Source organism: Natronoarchaeum mannanilyticum (assembly GCF_039522665.1).
GTDB classification, from domain to species: domain Archaea; phylum Halobacteriota; class Halobacteria; order Halobacteriales; family Natronoarchaeaceae; genus Natronoarchaeum; species Natronoarchaeum mannanilyticum.
On record NZ_BAAADV010000001.1, the window covers coordinates 572552 to 588666 of the forward strand.

The following is a 16115-nucleotide window of genomic DNA, read 5'->3' on the forward strand; positions in this document are numbered from 1 at the left end:
GACGGACGGCGTCTCGGCGCCGGGGTCGCCCGCCGCGCGAGGGCAAGAACTATACTCGCTCCGCCGGTCGGGTTCCCACATGGGTCTCATGAGCACGATCCTCGGGGGCCGGGGTTCCCGGAGCACCGAGGACTACGTCGAACTCGACCTCGACGACTTCGAGTCGGTCGCGACCGAGGCCGCGATGCAGGTCCACGTCGCGGAGATCGCGGGACAGGCCGACGCAATCGACATCAAAGACGCCATCTACGACGGCGACATGGTGGTCGCGGACATCACGCGCCTGCGCACGAGCGACAGCACGACCGAACACGTGATCGACGAGCTGCGACAGGTCGCCAGCGAGGTCGACGGCGACATCGTCCAGAAGGGCGACGACCAGCTGATCGTGACGCCGACCGGCGTGAAGATCAGCCGCGAGAAGCTCGGCGACGGCGTCTGAGGCCGGAGGCGAGAAGAAGTCCCTTTTCTACCAGCGGCCGTCCTTGAAGTCGCCGCGGCCGCCCTCCGTGCGGTCGACCCCCATGATGCTTTCCTCCTGATCGACGCCGAAACTTCCGCCCGACTCGGGGACGCGGACGGTCACCTCCTCGACCTCGGGGTACTTCTTGATGAGGTCGGCCTCGATGTTGCCCGCGGTGATGTCCGCGACGTCGCAGCCCGCACAGCCCCCGCCGAGTTCGACGACGACCTCGCCGGTCTCGGGGTCGGCCTTGCGGACGTTGCTCGTCCCGCCGTGCATCTTGATGATCGGCATCTGCTTTACGAGCCAGGTCTCGATCTCCTCGGCGAGCGTCTCCTCGCCCGCGTCGTCGGCGGCGTCCTCGGAGGCGTCTGTGCTCATTGCACGTACCTAGGGGTTCGAGGGATGGAAAGCGTTCGGGTTTCGGGAACTATGATGGCAGATTCGGATCGACGCGGGGCAAACAGCTCACGCTCGCGCCCGGCTCACTCCTCGTCCCCGTCGTCGGAGCGCGCCCGGGCCAGCGCGCCGGCGCCGAGTCCGAGCGCCGCGGCGCCGACGCCGAAGCCCGATAACGGCGAATCGCCGCTTCCGGACTCGTTCGAACCGCCGCTGTCCGAGTTCCCGTCAGTGCCGTCGACGCCGTCGGGAAGTTCGTCGTCGTCGACCGGCCCGTCGGGAAACGTGTAGAGACGCCCTTGCTCGGCCAGCTGGGGGCTCGTCTCCTCCGCGCTGCTGGCGACGACGCAGTCGCCGGCCCGGGCGAGCTGGGCCGTCCAGAAGCTGGCTTCCTCGGCGTCGCGCCACCAGGCGATCCGCATCGGCGTCGACGGGTCGCTCAGGTCGTGGATCTGCACGCCGCCGAAGTACCACGACGAGTAGAGGCGTCCGTTCGCGATGTCGAAGTTGTGCGAGGTGGTGAACTGCCCCTCGCGAGTGTTGTTCTCGGCCCGCGGCGCCTCGACGTGCGCGAGGTGCTCCGGAGCGGCGGGGTCGGAGACGTCGTACAGGTCGATCCCGCCCGGGCCGCCGACAGCGTCGTCCCCCGTACCGATAGCCCAGGCCTCCTTGCCGACGCCGAGCAGCGTCCCCTCGTCGCCGAACTCGCAGTAGTGGGCGTTCCCGGGCGGGATCGTCCGCTCGGTCCCGGCCTGCGCGGAGTCGAGCTGCGTCAGCTCGCCGAGTTCGTAGTCGCCGACCCGCGCGACGTAGGATGGGGTCGCGGGATCGGAGACGTCGACGAGCCACGTCCCGATGTCCCAGTAGGCCAGCGCGGCCAGCCCGTCGCGGACCTGCACGTCGTGGAGCGGTCGCAGGCCCGGATCGATGTCCGCTACCGTCGCATCGTGGTCCAGCGGCGACCACCGGCCGACCTGCGATAGCTCGTCGCCGACAACCTCGAGGATGACGAGCGATTTCGAGCGCAGAGTGTTGCCCGTGAGAAAGACGTTCCCGTCGACGAACTCGGCGTTGTGGATCGGAAACTCCGTCGGCGTGAAGGAGAGAAATTCGGGCTCGGCCGGATCGCTCACGTCGTACAGCAGGACGCCGTTCGTCGCCTGGACGCTAGGGTTGGCCGGCCCGACGACGATCAGCCGATCGCCGTCGAGGCGGCAGTCCCAGAGCTGCCCGACGGACTGGTCCGATCGGTCCGCGAGCGGCTCCCGAACCTCGGCGAGAAGCTGCGGATCGGCGGTGTCCGAGACGTCGACGGTCGCGAACCCGTCGCCGGCGGCCACGTACGCCACTTCTCCGTCCGGGCCGACGACGGCTTCCTTCGCGTCGTCGATATCGACGCTCCCGAACGGCAGGAAGTGGCTCTCGGGGTGGGCGGCCGCGCCGCCGACAGTCGTGAGCGCGAACGCGCCGGCGCCCGCTCGCAGAACGTCGCGTCGTCGCATGCCCGGTGCTCCGGGTGTCAGAGAGTTAAGCCGTCCGGTCTCCGCGACGCGGCATGCTCGCGCTGCGGCGTCAAGACGCCGGAGGACGCGAGGCGTCCTCCGAGTCCTCACTCGCTAGCGCTCGTGAGGACGCCGCGGAGCACAGCTCCGCGAGCCCCGCTTCGGCTTCGCCTCAGCAGGACGCCGAAGCGCGTTGCGCTTCGAGCCCCGACTCGCTTTGCTCGTCGAGACACCGCTACGGAGAGGCCATTTGGCTTCTCGTAGTCCTTCGACTACCGTACTCGCGACCGGTCGCCGGTACCATCAGTCATCGCGCTCGCGAGCGCCCCCTTCACCACGACGTCGTCGCCGAGATTGGTGAGCTGGACGTCCGGCAGGTTGGTAAAGACCATCTCGGGGAGCTTCTCGCGGATCGGCTCCAGGACGAGCTCCTCGTTGTTGAGCGCGACCGCGCCGCCGACGTAGACGACGATCGGCGCGTACGAGTGGATGATGTTCGCGATCCCCATCGCGTTCCAGTGGGCGGTCTGGTCGATCACGTGGTCGGCCAGCGCGTCCTCGCCGGCGTGCTCGAACACGTCGACCGCCGAGAAGTCGGGATCCTCGATCGGCATCGCGGTGTCGACGGGGTCGTCCTCGTAGATCATCTGGGCGTACCGCGGGATGTTGTTGCCCGAGCAGTACGCCTCCCAGTGGCCGTCCTTGCCGCAGCCGCAGGTGAGCCGGCCGTGGGGATCCAGCATCATGTGGCCGACCTCGCCGGCGTTGCCGTCCCACCCCGAGAGGACGTTCCCGTCGGTGCAGACGCCGGCCCCGATGCCGCTGGAGATCGTCAGGTAGACCATGTCGTCGGGGTTGCGGTCGCTGTGGAACCGCTCGCCGATGACGCCCGCGATCGTGTCGTTGTGGAGGTGGACGTCGTCGCTGTCGATCAGCTTCGAGATCGGCCCGGTCAGGGGAATCCGGTCGATCGTGTCCGGCAGATTCGCTGGATCCATCACGGCGCCCTCGGCGAGATCAAGCGGCCCGATCGAGCCGACGCCCGCCGCGACGATCGAGGTGGGGTCGATCCCCGCGTCGTCACAGGCGATCCGCAGCGACTCCAGGACGGCCTCGGTGACCGCGATCCCCGTCGGGCCGCGAGGCGTCCCCCGCTTGTGCGCGCCGATGATCGTCCCAGCATCGTCGGCGACGACCGCCCTGACGTTGGTCGCGCCGAGGTCGACCCCCGCGTAGTTCACCATGTACGTGGGAAACGAGCGCGGCCGCACTTAATTGCATAGTTTTCCGCGGGCGCCGTGCCGTCGGGTGATTGCTGGCGACGCCGGTCGACCACCGGACAGCGGCGTCCGTCGACGATCGGGACGGCGGCGCCGCTGTGTGGTGCAAAGAGATGGAAAAGCGGAACTGCGTTACTCTTCGCGGACGAACGTGACCGGGCACGGCGCCGACAGCATGACCTTCTGGGCGGTGCTGCCGAAGACGGCCTTGCCGGTCGGCGAGCGCTTGCGCCCGCCGACGATCACGCGATCGACGCCGATCTCCTCGGCGAGGTCGACGATCGTCTCGCCGTGCTCGCCGACGGAGCCCCGCACCTCGTACTCGACGTCGTAGCCGTCCAGCGAGTTCGAGAGCGTCCGGATCGTCGCGTGGCGCTGGGCGACCTCGTCGGGGGATACCTCGGTGCGCTCGGTGTCGAACTCCAGCCGGTCGAGTACGTCGTCGTACTCCTCCTCGGTGAACACGTGGGCCAGCACTACTTTCGCGTTCGCGGGCGCCGCGACCTCGACGGCGGCTTCGGCGATCTCTTCTGCGCGGTCGGCGTCGCCGGGACCGACGGCGACGAGAATTTTTGTGAGCGTCATATCACGGTTTTCTCAACCGACCTTCTTAAGGATACTGACCGGCCTACGCCGCGACGAGCCCCGACTCCGGATCGCGGACGTTGATAACGCCGCGGGCCGACGTACCGATATGATCGACACGGACCTCTCGGATCGCGTCGTGCTCGTCACGGGCAGCTCTCGCGGCGTCGGCCGCGAGCTGCTGCTGGCGGCCGCCGAGCGCGGCGCCAGCGTCGCGGTGCACTACCACACCAGCGACGACGCCGCCCGCGAGGTCGCCGCCGAAGCCGCCGAGCGCGGGGGACCGGAAACCACGGTCGTCCGCGGCGACGTCACCGATCCCGACGCCGTCGACGGGCTGTTCGACGCCGTAGAGGAGGATATCGGCCCAGTCGACGTGCTCGTGAACAACGTCGGCGACTTCGCGCCGGTCCACTGGGAGGAACTGGACGCCGAGACGTGGCACCGCGTGTTCGCGACGAACGTCCACGCGACGTATCTCTGCTCGCGCCGGGCGCTGCCCGCGATGCGCGAGCGGGAGTGGGGCCGGATCGTCAACATCGGCTACGCCTCCAGCGAGAAGGGGTTGATCAGCCCGAAGAACGCGCCGTATTTCATGGCCAAGGCCGGCGTGCTGATGTTCACGCGGATGCTCGCCGCGGACACGCAGGACGACGGGATCACGGTCAACGCCGTCTCGCCGTACGTCGTCGAGAACTCCGACGAGTTCCCCGAGGACCTCCCGCGCGGGCGCCCGGCGTCGTTCGACGATATCGTCCAGGCCGTGATGTTCTTCCTCGACGACGACAGCGGCTACGTCAGCGGCGAAAATATCGAAGTGGACGGAGGGTGGCTGCCGGAGTCAGTATAACGCGGTCGGATGCCATTGTCTATCAGCGTGACCCCACCTTCGAAACCCCTTTCACGCCCACTGACTGACTAGTCAGTCAGGAATGAGCGACGCCCCCAGCGACGAGTCGAGCGAGGACGCCGATCCGCGCGAGGAGATCATGAACGCGACCTACAGCGCGCTCGGCGAGCACGGCTACGCCGACCTGACGATGCAGGACATCGCGGACGAGCTGGGCAAGAGCACGTCGCTGCTGCACTACCACTTCGACACGAAAGAGGAGCTGCTGGTCGCGTTCATCGACCACATCATGGCGGAGTTCCGCGAGGAGCACGCGCCGCCGGAGGACCTGCCGCCCGAGGAGCGGCTCCGCGAGTTCCTCGATCTATGGGTGTTCGAGCCCGACGAGGACGAGCGGGCCGCCCTCCACCTCGCGCTGCTGGAGTTTCGTTCTCGCGGACCGTTCAACGAGGCCTACCGCGAGCAGCTGGTTCGGAGCGACGAGCTGCTGCGGGGCACCGTCGCCGAGATTCTGCGGGACGGCGTCGAGTCGGGCGCGTTCGAGCCGGTCGATCCCGAGTCGACCGCGCGGATGATCGTCGCGACGCTGGACGGCGCGCGGACGCGCCAGATCACGCTCGACGATCCCGAGTACACGCCGACGATCCGGGACGAGCTGGTCGAGACGGTCGTCGACCCGCTGCTGGCCGACTCGGACGACGAACAGGATGGAACAAACGAGGAGGCCGACCGACCGTGAGCGGGCGCGAGGACCGATCGGTCGACGTCGTCGACGGCGAGCTATTCAAGCCGCTGGTGGTGCTGTCGGCGCCGATCGTCATGACGATGCTGTTGCAGGTCGGCTACAACCTCGCGGACACCTACTGGGTCGGCCGCCTCGGCTCCGACGCCGTCGCCGCGCTGTCGTACTCGTGGTCGATCGTGTTCCTGATGGTCAGCGTCGGCGGCGGGTTCACCGTCGCGGGGACGGTGCTGGTCGCCCAGAACAAGGGCGCCGGGCAGTCGAACCGCTCGCACCACGTCGCCGGCCAGACGATCGCGTTCGTCACGCTGCTGTCGCTGGCGTTCTCGGTCCTGGGGATCGCCATGACGCCGACGCTGCTGCGCTGGATCGGTGCGGATCCCAGCGGCGACGCCTTCCGGTACGCCGTCGACTACACGCGCGTCGTGTTCGCCGGGCTGCAGTTCATGTTCTGGTTTTTCATCTTCAACGCGCTGATGCGCGGCTGGGGCGACACCAGGACGCCGCTGTACCTGATGTTCGGCAGCGTCGTGCTGAACGTCATCATCGACCCGATCTTCATCCTCGGGTTCGACGGCAACCCGCTGTTCGCCATGCTCGGGCTGGAGGGCCTGGAGGCGACGCTGTACGCCGCGACGGGATTCGAGGGGTGGTCGGTGATGGGCGCCGGCGTCGCGACCGTACTGTCGCGGGGGCTGGCGGCGGTCGTCGGCCTCTACATCCTGTTTAGCGGCTGGGCCGGCCTCCAGCCGACGCTCGCGGACCTGCGGCTCAAGCGCGACACCGTCCGGAAGATCGTCGACATCGGGCTGCCGACCGCCGGCGAGCAGAGCTTTCGCTCGCTGGGGATCACGGCGCTGACTGCCATCGTCGCGATCGCCGGCACGGACGCCGTGGCGGCCTACGGCATCGTCCAGCGGCTCGCCTCGCTCGTCTTTCTCCCGGCGATCGGGCTGGCGCGGGGAACCGAGACGGTCGTCGGCCAGAACCTCGGCGCCCAGCAGGTCGAGCGCGCCAAGCGCGCCGTGATGATGAGCGCGGCGATGGTCACGGTCGTGTTCCTCGGCGTCGGCGCCGTCGCGTACACCTTCGCCGAGCCGATCACCGGCGTGTTCGTCACCGGCGAGGGGGCGGGCGACGTGATCGACGTCGGGTCGGCCTACCTGGTGATCTGCGCGCCCGCGTTCGCCTTCCTCGGGGTGTTTCAGGTCGTCCTCGGCGGGTTCCGGGGCAGCGGCAGCACGCGCACCGCGATGCTGCTGTCGATGCAGGAGATCTGGATCTACCGCATCCCGCTGGCGTACGTCCTGCTTGTGTACACCGACCTGGGCGTCGTCGGCGTCTGGTACGCGATGGCCTTTTCCTACGTCGCCAGCGCGCTCACCACCGGCGGCTGGTTCCTCCGGGGCACCTGGACCGACAGCGAAGTCGACGAGGAGCGCGTCGCCGCGGCGACCGCGGACTGAGCGGCGGCGCCTCCAACGTCTCGACGCCGCGGAGCGATTTACTCCTCCGCGAGCAGCGTCGACACGCGGGCGTTCTCCTTGATCTTGAGTCCGGCGCCGCCGACCGACAGCGGCACGCGCGGTAGCTCCGCGACGTGCAGCGTCGGATGGCTGGCGCCGCGCTCGCGGACGGCGTCGCGGATCTGCAGCGGAATCCGGCCCTCGCCCGTCAGCGACTCGTTGTACTCCAGCATGTACTGGCCGGCGTCGAGATGCCACCACTGGTAGTCGTCGTCCTCGTTCCGCCACGTGCGTTCGTGAGGGTCGAGATCAGCGTCCGCCAGCTCGCCCCCGCCGAAGTCGACGCGGCCGGGCGCCGCGACCTCGTAGATCTCGGCGACCGTCAGGTCGAGGCCGGCGTCGGTGCGCTGGGTCTCCTCGTGAACGATCCCCTCCGCGCGCGTCGCGAGCTCGTCGAGCGTCGGCATCGGGCGGGAGGTCGGCCGCGGGCGGCAAAAGCCTGTGGTCGGGGCATTAAGTGGCCGACCGCCGAACGTCCGCAGGTGAGGAAGGTTCTGATCGACGCCGACCCGGGCACCGACGACGCGGTCGCGATGGCGACGCTGCTGGCCGCCGACAACGTCGACGTGGTCGGCGTGACGACCGTCGCAGGCAACTCGACGCTGGAAAATACGACGGCCAACGCCCGCTCGATCCTGGAGCTGTTCGACCGGGGCGACGTGCCGGTCGCGAGCGGCTGCGAGCGCCCGCTGGCCCACTCGCTGTCGACCGGCGAGTCGATCCACGGCCCCGGCGGGCTGCGCGGCGACGTCCCGGCGCCGACCGGCACCGCGCTCGACGCCCACGCGACGGAGTTCATCCGCGAGCAGGTCGACGAGCACGGCACCGACCTGACGATCGCGGCGCTGGGCCCGCTGACCAACGTCGCGGTAGCGATGGCGGTCGATCCCAATCTGGCCGACCGCGTCGGAAGCCTGATCGCGATGGGCGGCGCGGTCCACGCGGGGGGTAACGTCACGCCCGCGGCGGAGTACAACGCGTACGCCGACCCCGCCGCGGCGAGCCGGGTCGTCCAGGACGGCGGACCGAACCTGGTACCGCTCGACGTCACCGATCGGGCGACGCTCCCGGAGTCGACAGTGGCCGAGCTGCGGGGCGGCGGCGGGCCGCTCTCGACGGTCGCGGAGTGGTGCGACTACCCCGAGCGGCTCCGCGAGGCCGACGGCCACGCGATCCACGACGCCGCCGTGGCGGCTCACATTGCCGGCGACGTGCTAACCTTCGAGCCGCGGGCGCTGTCGGTCGTCGACGGCCGCGGCCCCTGCAGAGGGGCGACGATCGCGGACACCCGCGCCGACTCGAACGCCGAGCCGACCGCCAGCGTCGCGACCGAGATCGACGTCGAAGCGTATCGCGAGACGGTCGTCGACGCGTTGCTGTCGCTGGCCTGATCGTGGCATCGAGGCGTTCCTGGAGGGACGATTAGCGGCATTTTTGTCCGATCGCGAGGAACGCTCACGCATGACGATCGACGACGTCCAGCGACTCGGTGTCCACGAATCGGTCTCGGCCGTGTTTCCGCCGGACCGCCTCGAAGCTGCGCTCTCGGAGCTCGACGCCGAGGTCGAACTGGTCGGCGATGATCCCGATCGAGCGGCGGCTTGCGACGGGCTGGTCACGTTCGCCCACCGCGATTACTTCGTCGGCGCGGTCGAGTGGATTCACACGATCCAGGCGGGCTACGACCGGTTCCCGCTCGACACGTTCGAGCGCGAGGGAGTCTCGCTCACCAACAGCACCGGCATCCACGGCGACAGCGTCGGCGAGACGGTGACGGGCTACATGCTCGCGCTGGCGCGGCGCCTGCACACCTTCATCGAGAACCAGCACGAGCGCGCCTGGGACCGCCCCGAGTGGGACGAGCCGTTCACCATCGCCGGCGAATCGCTGTGCGTCGTCGGGCTCGGCACGCTCGGTCGCGGCATCGCAGAGCGGGCCGACGCGCTCGGAATGAACGTCTCGGGCGTCAAGCGCACGCCCGAACCGGTGCCGGGCGTCGAGCACGTCTACGCGAACGACGACCTCCACGATGCGATCGCGGGAGCGAAGTTCGTCGCGCTGACGGTCCCCCTGACCGAGGAAACCCGCGATCTCGTCGGCGAGCCCGAACTCGCGGCGATGGCCGACGACGCGTACCTGATCAACGTCGCGCGTGGCGGCGTGGTCGATCAGGACGCGCTCGTCGACGCGCTGGAGCGCGACGAGATCGCCGGCGCCGCGCTCGACGTGTTCGAGCAAGAACCCCTGCCCGACGAGTCGCCGCTGTGGGACATGGACGAGGTGATCGTCACGCCCCACGCCGCCGCGGCCACCCGTGACTACTTCCGCGAGATCGCCGAGCTGGTGCGCGAGAACGTCGGCCGGATCGAGCGCGGCGAGGCGCTGCACAACCGGGTCGTCTGATCGCGGGACGCCGAAGCCGAGCGTCCGCGGGTCAGCGACGTCCACAGTTTTTAACAGATCGGATCGGCAACCGTCGCGTATGGACGAAGCGCTCGAAGTGGTCGACGTCGTGGCCGACTCGGGCTTCGAGGGACTGATCGCCTGGGCGCTCCGGATCGCCGGGCTGCTCGCGATCCTGGCGGGCCTGGGCCTGTGGCTCGGGACCGAGATGGGGCTGCTGGTGATCCCGGCGCTGCTGATCCTCGGCGGGCTGGTGTTGCTCGTCGCGCCGAGCGTGCTGCTCGCGCTGGCGGAGTTCGCGTAACGCCGTAGACTTTTCACGAGAATCGCGTGGAGAGCCGCCGCTCGGGAGTTAGTAGCGGGCGGCTCGGGTGAAGGCGTCGTCACAAGGGGCTCGGTGGGGGTAACCTTCGTCACTGCCGCCCGTCGGCGATTGGCGGCGGTGCGGTTTCACTGTTGCGTCTGCGCGTTCCGCTCCGCTTCGCGGCTCGCTCGTCACTCCCGCCAGCTGGTCAGCGCGGCGTGCTCCTCGGCCACCGCCGCGACGTCCTCGCCGTCCAGACGCCCGCGCTCGGTGACCACAGCCTCGATCAGTTCGCCCGGCGTCACGTCGAACGTCGGATTCAGCACGTCGATCCCGACGTCCCCGTCGTAGATTGCCGTCGCGTCGCCGGTTTCGAGGTTGACCGTCTCGCGGCGGGTGACCTTGTCGCTCGCGGCGACGACGTAGACGGGGATCCCCTCGCGAGCGGCCGCCAGCGCCGCGGCGCGCGTCCCGGTCTTGTTGACGACCCTGCCGTCGGGCAGCACCGCGTCGGCGCCGACGACGACCGCGTCGACGTCCTCGGTCGCGAGCGCGTGGGCGACCGCGGCGTCGGCCAGCACGGTCACGGGCGCGTCGAGGGCGGCCGCGAGCTCCTCGGCGACGCCGATCCCCTCGCGAGCCGGCCGGGACTCGGCGACGTGAACGGATCGGGGCGACGCCGATTCGAGGGCGTCGAGGACCGTCCCCGAGCGCGAGAGCGTGAGCACGCTCATCCCGTCGAGCAGCTCGGCGGCCGCTGCTGCCGCGTCGGCGTCCGCCCGGAGCGCGCGGTCGATCCCCGCGTCGGCCGCGGCTTCGACGGCGAACGCGACGCCCTCGGCAGTGGCGTCGCCGTCCATCGCTGCGGCGTCGCCGTCCATCGCTGCGGCGTCGCCGTCCATCGCTGCGGCGTCGCTTTCCGCGACGTCGTCACCGCCCGCGGCGGCCGCCAGCACCCTGTTCACCCGGTTCTCCAGCACGGCCATGCTCGGTCGGGCGCTCAGCAGCCGATCGCCCAGGTCGGTGAGCTCGTCGAGATCCGGGTCGCCCTCCGAGACCTGCAGCGCCGCGCGGTCGCGCAGCACCTCCAGGGCGCGCACGGAGAGGTAGGCGGCCCCGTGCTCGCCGTCGGCCGTGATCGATCGGACGGTCGGCGCGACGCGCTGGTAGCGGTACCACTCGCTCGGCGACGCCGATTCGTGGAGTAGCGCGGTCGGGGCGACCCACTCGGCGTCGTCAGCCGTCGCCGCGCCGTCGGTTGTCGCCGCGCCGTCGCCGGCGACGTCGAACAGCACCGGCGCGTACGACTCCTCGCCGTCCCGGATCGGAGAGCCCGTTCGGACGTGTTCCAGGGTATTGGGATCGAGTCCGAGCGCCGACGCGGCGCGTCGAGCCGCAGCGATCGGTTCGGAGTCGGTAGCGTCCGATTCGGCTTCGGCGTCCGGCCGTTCGTCTGCGGCGTCCTCCAGCGGTGCGGACGGGAGGCGAGGAGCGCCGTCGTCGCACCGGACGAGCACCGCGCTCCCCCGGCGGAGGACGGCTGCGGCGTAGTCAGTCATGCGTTCGAGGACGAACGCCTCCGGGGAACCTCTTTCGGGATCCGTCACGAACGGACGCCCATGACGACGGTAGCCATCGTCAGCGACACGCACGTTCCCTCGCGAGCGAGCGCGGTGCCCGAGTGGGTGCGCGAGGCGGTCGCGAGCGCCGACCGAGTGATCCACGCCGGCGACTTCGACTCGCGGGACGCCTACGAGGAGTTCCGCGATATCGCGGGCGCGGAACTGGTCGCGGTGCGGGGCAACATGGATCCGAGAGGGATCGACGTCCCCGAGAGGGCCGGGCTGACAGTCGAGGGCGTCGAATTCGTCGTCACCCACGGCGACGGTCACACCGGCAGCTACCGGGACAGAGTGCTGGAGACCGTCCGTCGGGAGGCCGACGATCCCGATTCGGTGGTCGGGGTGTCGGGGCACACCCACGAACTGCTGGACGAGGTCGTCGACGGGATTCGACTGCTGAACCCCGGCAGCGCGACCGGCGCCGCGCCGGCGTCCTCGGCGTCGATGCTCGTCGTCGAGGTCGCGGACGGCGAGCTCTCCGTCGACGTGCGCGAGGGGTGACGATCGGCGAGAGCCGGAGAGGCTTCGACGCGCTCAAGCGCGAATTAAAGTGAGTGCCGCGACTACGTCGCCGGTATGCCCGGCCCAACGTTCGCGAGGGGAGAGACGGTCGAACTGCGCACGATCGAACCCGAGGACGCCGAGTTCCTCCAGCGGACGGTGAACGATCCGCGGGTCCGCACCAGCCTCGCCGCCTACGAGCCGACGAACGGGCCGGCAGAGAGCGAGTGGATCGAATCGCTCGACGAAGGCGACGGCGCCGACTTCCTGATCTGCGTCGACGGTGAGCCCGTCGGAACGATCGGGCTCAAACCACCGAACGAGGTCTGGGGTGCCGCTGAGATCGGCTACATGATCTCGCCCGACGAGTGGGGCGAGGGGTACGCCACCGACGCCGTCGAGACGATCTGTCGTTACGCCTTCGAGGAGCGCCGGCTCAACAAGGCGTACGCCACGGTCTACGAGACGAATCCGGCGTCGCGGCGAGTCCTCGAAAAGGCCGGCTTCACGGAGGAGGGCGTCCACCGCAACGAGGGATTCACCGAGGGCGAGCACGTCGACATCCACCGGTACGGTCTCCTGGTCGACGAGTGGGATCGGTGAGGACCATACCGAGGGTCGCGATCCGCGACGCCGGATGCACTTTCCACCATCCGCGCGCTTTTTACCGGCCACCACCGAGGGAGAGCCATGGAAGCGTTCGCGGTCCCGGACGTGCCCGAGATCCGGGCGGGCGACGACCTCGCGGCGATCGTCGAGGAGCGCGTCGACCTGCGCCCCGACGACGTCGTGGTCGTCGCCAGCACGGTCGTCTCGAAGGCCGAGGGCCGGACCGCAGATCTGGACGCGTTCCCGGCCGGCCCGCGCGCCGTCGAGATCGCCGACCGGCTGGAGTCGGCCACGGGCGACGAGAAGGACCCGCGGTTCGCTCAGGCCGTCTTAGAGGAGAGCACCGAACTACTGATGGACGAGCCGTTTCTCCTGACCGAGACGCGCTTCGGCCACGTTAACGTCAACGCGGGCATCGACCGCTCGAACGTGCCCGGCGCAGATCTGCTCCTGCTACCGAAGCGCCCGAGCGAGAGCGCCGCGCGGATACGCGAGGGCCTCGCATCCGAGGCGCCCATCGTCGTCACCGACACCTGCGGCCGACCGTTCCGCCACGGCCAGCGCGGCGTCGCGATCGGCTGGGCGGGGATGCCCGCGAGCCGCGACTGGCGCGGCGAGGCCGACCGCGACGGCCACGAGCTGGAGGTCACGGTCCAGAGCGTCGTCGACGAACTCGCCGCCGCGGCGAACCTCATCGCCGGCGAAGGCGACGGCGGGACGCCGATCGTCGTGATCCGGGACTGGTCGTTCGGCGACCACGAGGGCAGCGACGAGCTATTCCGATCGGTCGAGAGCGACTTCGTCCGGCAGGCGCTGCGGAAATGGGACTACGAGGACTGAGGGCGGCGGACGAGAAATGAGAGATTCTACGAAACCTATGCACGGCATCGAACTCACCCCCGAGCACCCGGTCGCAGAGATCGTCGAGCACGCAGAGCGCGCCGAAGCCGAGGGGTTCGACGCGATCTTCGCGGCGAGCCACTACTTCAACCGCGACCCGTTCGTGACGCTCGATCGGATCGCCGCCGCCACCGAGGAGATCGCGGTCGGCCCCGCGGCGGCCAACCCCTACGACACCCACCCGGTGACGCTGGCCTCGCGGATGGCCACCCTGCAGGAGGTCAGCGACGGGCGAGCGGTCTTCGGCGTCGGACCGGGTGACAAGTCTACCCTGTCGAGCCTCGGCGTCGAGCAGGAGCGGCCGCTCCGCCGAGTTCTGGAGTCGTTCAAAGTCGCGCAGGACCTCTGGGCGGGCGAGCGCGTCTCGATCGACGGCACGTTTGAAACAACTGACGCCGGCCTGGAGTACGACGTCGAGGGGGAGATCCCGGTGTACGTCGGCGCGCAGGGGCCCCACATGCTCCGGATGAGCGCCAAGCACGCCGACGGCGTCCTCGTGAACGCGTCGCATCCCGACGACTTCGCGTGGGCGTCGGATCGGATCGCGGAAGGACTGGAAGAGCGGCCGGACGACCGGGGCGAGTTCGACGTGGCGGCTTACGCCAGCGTCAGCGTCGCCGAGGACGCCGAGGCGGCCCGCGAGATCGCGCGCCAGCCGGTCGCCTTCATCGCGGCGGGCGCGGCGCCGCCGGTGCTGGACCGGCACGGACTGGACGCCGACGCCGCCGCGGAGATCGGCGCCGCCATCGAGCGGGGCGAGTTCGGCGCCGCGTTCGAGGCGGTCACGCCGGAAATGATCGACGCGCTCGCGGTCGCCGGGACGCCCGACGACGTCGCCGAGCGGATCGAGGAGATCCTGGCGTACGCCGACAGCTTCGTCGCCGGGACGCCGCTCGGCCCCGATCTGGAGGAGGCGATTACTCTCGTCGCGGCGGCGCTCGACCGGGCGACTCGGGGATGAGCAGGTCGACGAGCGAGCCCAGCACGAGGTAGCCGAAAAAGAGGAACGTCGCGGCGAAGAACAGATTGCCCAGCGCGACGAGAATCGCCGAGAGCGGGTCGACCGTCGCGGCGTCGACGAAGTACGTGACCGCGTCGAGCACGTCGCCGATCGGATTCACCTGTGCGATCAGTCCGGTGGCAGTTACCATGCTCCGGCTTTGGGGGTTGTGGTACTTGTTTGCTTCCGTCCGAGACGACCCGCGGTGCGGCGCCCGGCGGACGGCTGCTCGCGCTCAGTCGCCGAGCTGGCGCACCATGATGATCGCGTCCTCGCCGTCGTCGTAGTAGCGAGGCACCCGCCGCAGCGGCTCGAACTCGAACCGGTCGTACAGCGACCGGGCGCCCTCGTTGCCGACGCGCACTTCCAGTTTCACGGAGTTGGCCGACTCGCCTCGAAGCGTGGCCAGCGCCCGCCCGAGCAGCGTCGAGCCGACGCCTTCGCCCCGCCGATCGGGGTGGACCGCCAGATCCTTGACGTGGCCCAGCGGCCGCCCGTGATTCGGCACGAGGTCGGCGACGACGAAGCCGAGTACGGACGCCGCGTCGATCGTCTCGCTGGCGGATCGGTCGGCGTTCTGCGGGTCGTCGGGAGCGGCCGTCTCGTCGACGGCGACCAGGAACGCCGGCGAGGTCAGGTGGCGCTCGAACGCCGCCATCGGCCACGGGCTCGGGAACGATGCCCGCTCGATGCGGTGGACCGCCAGCAGGTCCGCGCGCTCGGCGTCGCGCACCCGGACGTCGTCGGTCGACTCCTCGGGCGTGACTGTCACGGGGGGCAGTACGGGTCGCGGGACTAATAGGTGCTCGGCTAGGCGAGGGCATCGCTGTGAGGGACAACGTCCGGGCTCCGCGCGGTCGTAGTCGAGCAACTGTAGTTACCAGTGGAGAGCACATCACCACGAAATCCCTCGCCCCGCCGACCGCGCCTCGCCCTTTCAGTCTGCCGGAAGACTCGCTGCGCTCGTCTTCCGAGCCCTGCCTCGCTTCGCTCGGCAGGACGCCAGGACAGCACCGCATTGCGCGGGTCGCCTGACGGCGACCACGCGCTCTCCGGCCCTTCCCCGTGGGCGCGCCATGAAGGCGCGCCGGGCCGCGCGGGTAGTGGCGCGCGCTGTCGAGCCCTTGTGGTGAGACAGCAGCGCGCGAGGGAGGCGCCGAAGGCGCCGAGGCTGGGGAGGTGTGAGGCTGCGGTCTGCAGAGGGTGGGAATGAAAGGGGCCGCCGCGCTCGACCCGGTGAGGTCGTTCGAAAGGCGGCGCTCCGCGCCGCCTTTCGTGATGACGAGAGACGCCTTTGGCGTCTCTCGGACCACGACGCAAGCACCGCAGCGACCGACGGGAGCGAGGAGCGCAGCGAGTCGCAACCGGTCGAGCGCGGCGGGGGCTTTCACCGCGTCAGCTATCAATACGACTGCGTAGACCCGTCGAT

At 69.7% G+C, this 16115-nt stretch carries 19 protein-coding genes; 11 read left to right on the forward strand and 8 right to left on the reverse strand.

Features of this window, described 5'->3' with window-relative positions; genetic code table 11:
* The first annotated feature begins 79 nt into the window (after positions 1-79).
* Positions 80-442 (forward strand): cell division protein SepF, encoded by a 363-nt coding sequence (locus tag ABDZ81_RS03020; RefSeq protein WP_256393604.1) that lies wholly within the window; start codon positions 80-82, stop codon positions 440-442.
* A 27-nt stretch (positions 443-469) separates the two neighbouring features.
* On the opposite strand, the gene ABDZ81_RS03025 is transcribed toward ABDZ81_RS03020, so the two are convergent.
* From ABDZ81_RS03025 to ABDZ81_RS03040, 4 genes are all read right to left on the reverse strand, one after another.
* Positions 470-844, reverse strand: a complete 375-nt coding sequence (locus ABDZ81_RS03025) for a NifU family protein (RefSeq protein ID WP_256393603.1) — start codon at positions 842-844, stop codon at positions 470-472.
* A gap of 104 nt (positions 845-948) precedes the next feature.
* Entirely contained in the window at positions 949-2364 is a 1416-nt protein-coding gene (locus tag ABDZ81_RS03030; RefSeq protein WP_343772374.1) for an LVIVD repeat-containing protein, read from the reverse strand.
* A 272-nt stretch (positions 2365-2636) separates the two neighbouring features.
* The gene (locus tag ABDZ81_RS03035; protein ID WP_343772375.1) at positions 2637-3608 is read right to left on the reverse strand and encodes an ROK family protein; all 972 of its coding nucleotides are present in this window, start codon (positions 3606-3608) and stop codon (positions 2637-2639) included.
* Between the two features lie 168 nt (positions 3609-3776).
* Complete coding sequence (locus ABDZ81_RS03040) at positions 3777-4229, reverse strand: universal stress protein (RefSeq protein WP_343772376.1); 453 nt, start codon at positions 4227-4229, stop codon at positions 3777-3779.
* A 109-nt stretch (positions 4230-4338) separates the two neighbouring features.
* Between ABDZ81_RS03040 and ABDZ81_RS03045 the strand changes: the two genes are divergently transcribed.
* From ABDZ81_RS03045 to ABDZ81_RS03055, 3 genes are all read left to right on the forward strand, one after another.
* Positions 4339-5079, forward strand: coding sequence for an SDR family NAD(P)-dependent oxidoreductase (locus tag ABDZ81_RS03045; protein WP_343772377.1), 741 nt, complete (start codon positions 4339-4341; stop codon positions 5077-5079).
* 82 nt (positions 5080-5161) lie between these two features.
* Positions 5162-5818, forward strand: coding sequence for a TetR/AcrR family transcriptional regulator (locus tag ABDZ81_RS03050; protein WP_343772378.1), 657 nt, complete (start codon positions 5162-5164; stop codon positions 5816-5818).
* A complete protein-coding gene (locus tag ABDZ81_RS03055; RefSeq protein WP_343772379.1) occupies positions 5815-7287 on the forward strand; it encodes an MATE family efflux transporter in 1473 nt (490 codons plus the stop codon). The genes ABDZ81_RS03050 and ABDZ81_RS03055 overlap by 4 nt, the downstream gene beginning before the upstream one ends.
* Positions 7288-7325: 38 nt before the next feature.
* Here the strand turns inward: ABDZ81_RS03055 and ABDZ81_RS03060 are convergent, their stop codons facing one another.
* Positions 7326-7754: a dCTP deaminase/dUTPase family protein gene (locus ABDZ81_RS03060; protein ID WP_343772380.1), complete on the reverse strand. Its 429-nt coding sequence runs from the start codon at positions 7752-7754 to the stop codon at positions 7326-7328.
* Positions 7755-7829: 75 nt separating this feature from the next.
* On the opposite strand from ABDZ81_RS03060, the gene ABDZ81_RS03065 reads away from it, so the two are divergent.
* The 3 genes from ABDZ81_RS03065 (at position 7830) to ABDZ81_RS03075 (ending at position 10054) form a co-directional block, all read left to right on the forward strand.
* The gene (locus tag ABDZ81_RS03065; RefSeq protein WP_343772381.1) at positions 7830-8738 is read left to right on the forward strand and encodes a nucleoside hydrolase; all 909 of its coding nucleotides are present in this window, start codon (positions 7830-7832) and stop codon (positions 8736-8738) included.
* A 70-nt stretch (positions 8739-8808) separates the two neighbouring features.
* Positions 8809-9750: a D-2-hydroxyacid dehydrogenase gene (gene ddh / locus ABDZ81_RS03070; RefSeq protein WP_343772382.1), complete on the forward strand. Its 942-nt coding sequence runs from the start codon at positions 8809-8811 to the stop codon at positions 9748-9750.
* Positions 9751-9829: 79 nt separating this feature from the next.
* Positions 9830-10054, forward strand: coding sequence for a hypothetical protein (locus ABDZ81_RS03075; RefSeq protein WP_343772383.1), 225 nt, complete (start codon positions 9830-9832; stop codon positions 10052-10054).
* Positions 10055-10245: 191 nt separating this feature from the next.
* Here ABDZ81_RS03075 and ABDZ81_RS03080 read toward each other — a convergent pair whose 3' ends face one another.
* Positions 10246-11613, reverse strand: a complete 1368-nt coding sequence (locus ABDZ81_RS03080) for an eIF2B alpha/beta/delta subunit family protein (RefSeq protein WP_343772384.1) — start codon at positions 11611-11613, stop codon at positions 10246-10248.
* A gap of 60 nt (positions 11614-11673) precedes the next feature.
* On the opposite strand from ABDZ81_RS03080, the gene ABDZ81_RS03085 reads away from it, so the two are divergent.
* From ABDZ81_RS03085 to ABDZ81_RS03100, 4 genes are all read left to right on the forward strand, one after another.
* On the forward strand, positions 11674-12177 hold the full coding sequence (locus ABDZ81_RS03085) for a metallophosphoesterase family protein (RefSeq protein ID WP_343772385.1): 504 nt from the start codon (positions 11674-11676) through the stop codon (positions 12175-12177).
* A gap of 75 nt (positions 12178-12252) precedes the next feature.
* On the forward strand, positions 12253-12780 hold the full coding sequence (locus ABDZ81_RS03090; RefSeq protein WP_343772386.1) for a GNAT family N-acetyltransferase: 528 nt from the start codon (positions 12253-12255) through the stop codon (positions 12778-12780).
* A gap of 87 nt (positions 12781-12867) precedes the next feature.
* Entirely contained in the window at positions 12868-13626 is a 759-nt protein-coding gene (locus tag ABDZ81_RS03095; RefSeq protein WP_343772387.1) for a coenzyme F420-0:L-glutamate ligase, read from the forward strand.
* Positions 13627-13663: 37 nt separating this feature from the next.
* Positions 13664-14647 carry a 5,10-methylenetetrahydromethanopterin reductase gene (locus ABDZ81_RS03100; RefSeq protein ID WP_343772388.1) on the forward strand — a complete coding sequence of 328 codons (984 nt, stop codon included), beginning with the start codon at positions 13664-13666 and terminating at the stop codon, positions 14645-14647.
* On the opposite strand, the gene ABDZ81_RS03105 is transcribed toward ABDZ81_RS03100, so the two are convergent.
* A complete protein-coding gene (locus ABDZ81_RS03105) occupies positions 14604-14837 on the reverse strand; it encodes a DUF8024 family protein (protein ID WP_343772389.1) in 234 nt (77 codons plus the stop codon). The two genes, ABDZ81_RS03100 and ABDZ81_RS03105, sit on opposite strands and share 44 nt — an antisense overlap.
* Before the next feature lie 84 nt (positions 14838-14921).
* The gene (locus ABDZ81_RS03110) at positions 14922-15458 is read right to left on the reverse strand and encodes a GNAT family N-acetyltransferase (RefSeq protein ID WP_343772390.1); all 537 of its coding nucleotides are present in this window, start codon (positions 15456-15458) and stop codon (positions 14922-14924) included.
* Positions 15459-16115 lie beyond the last annotated feature (657 nt).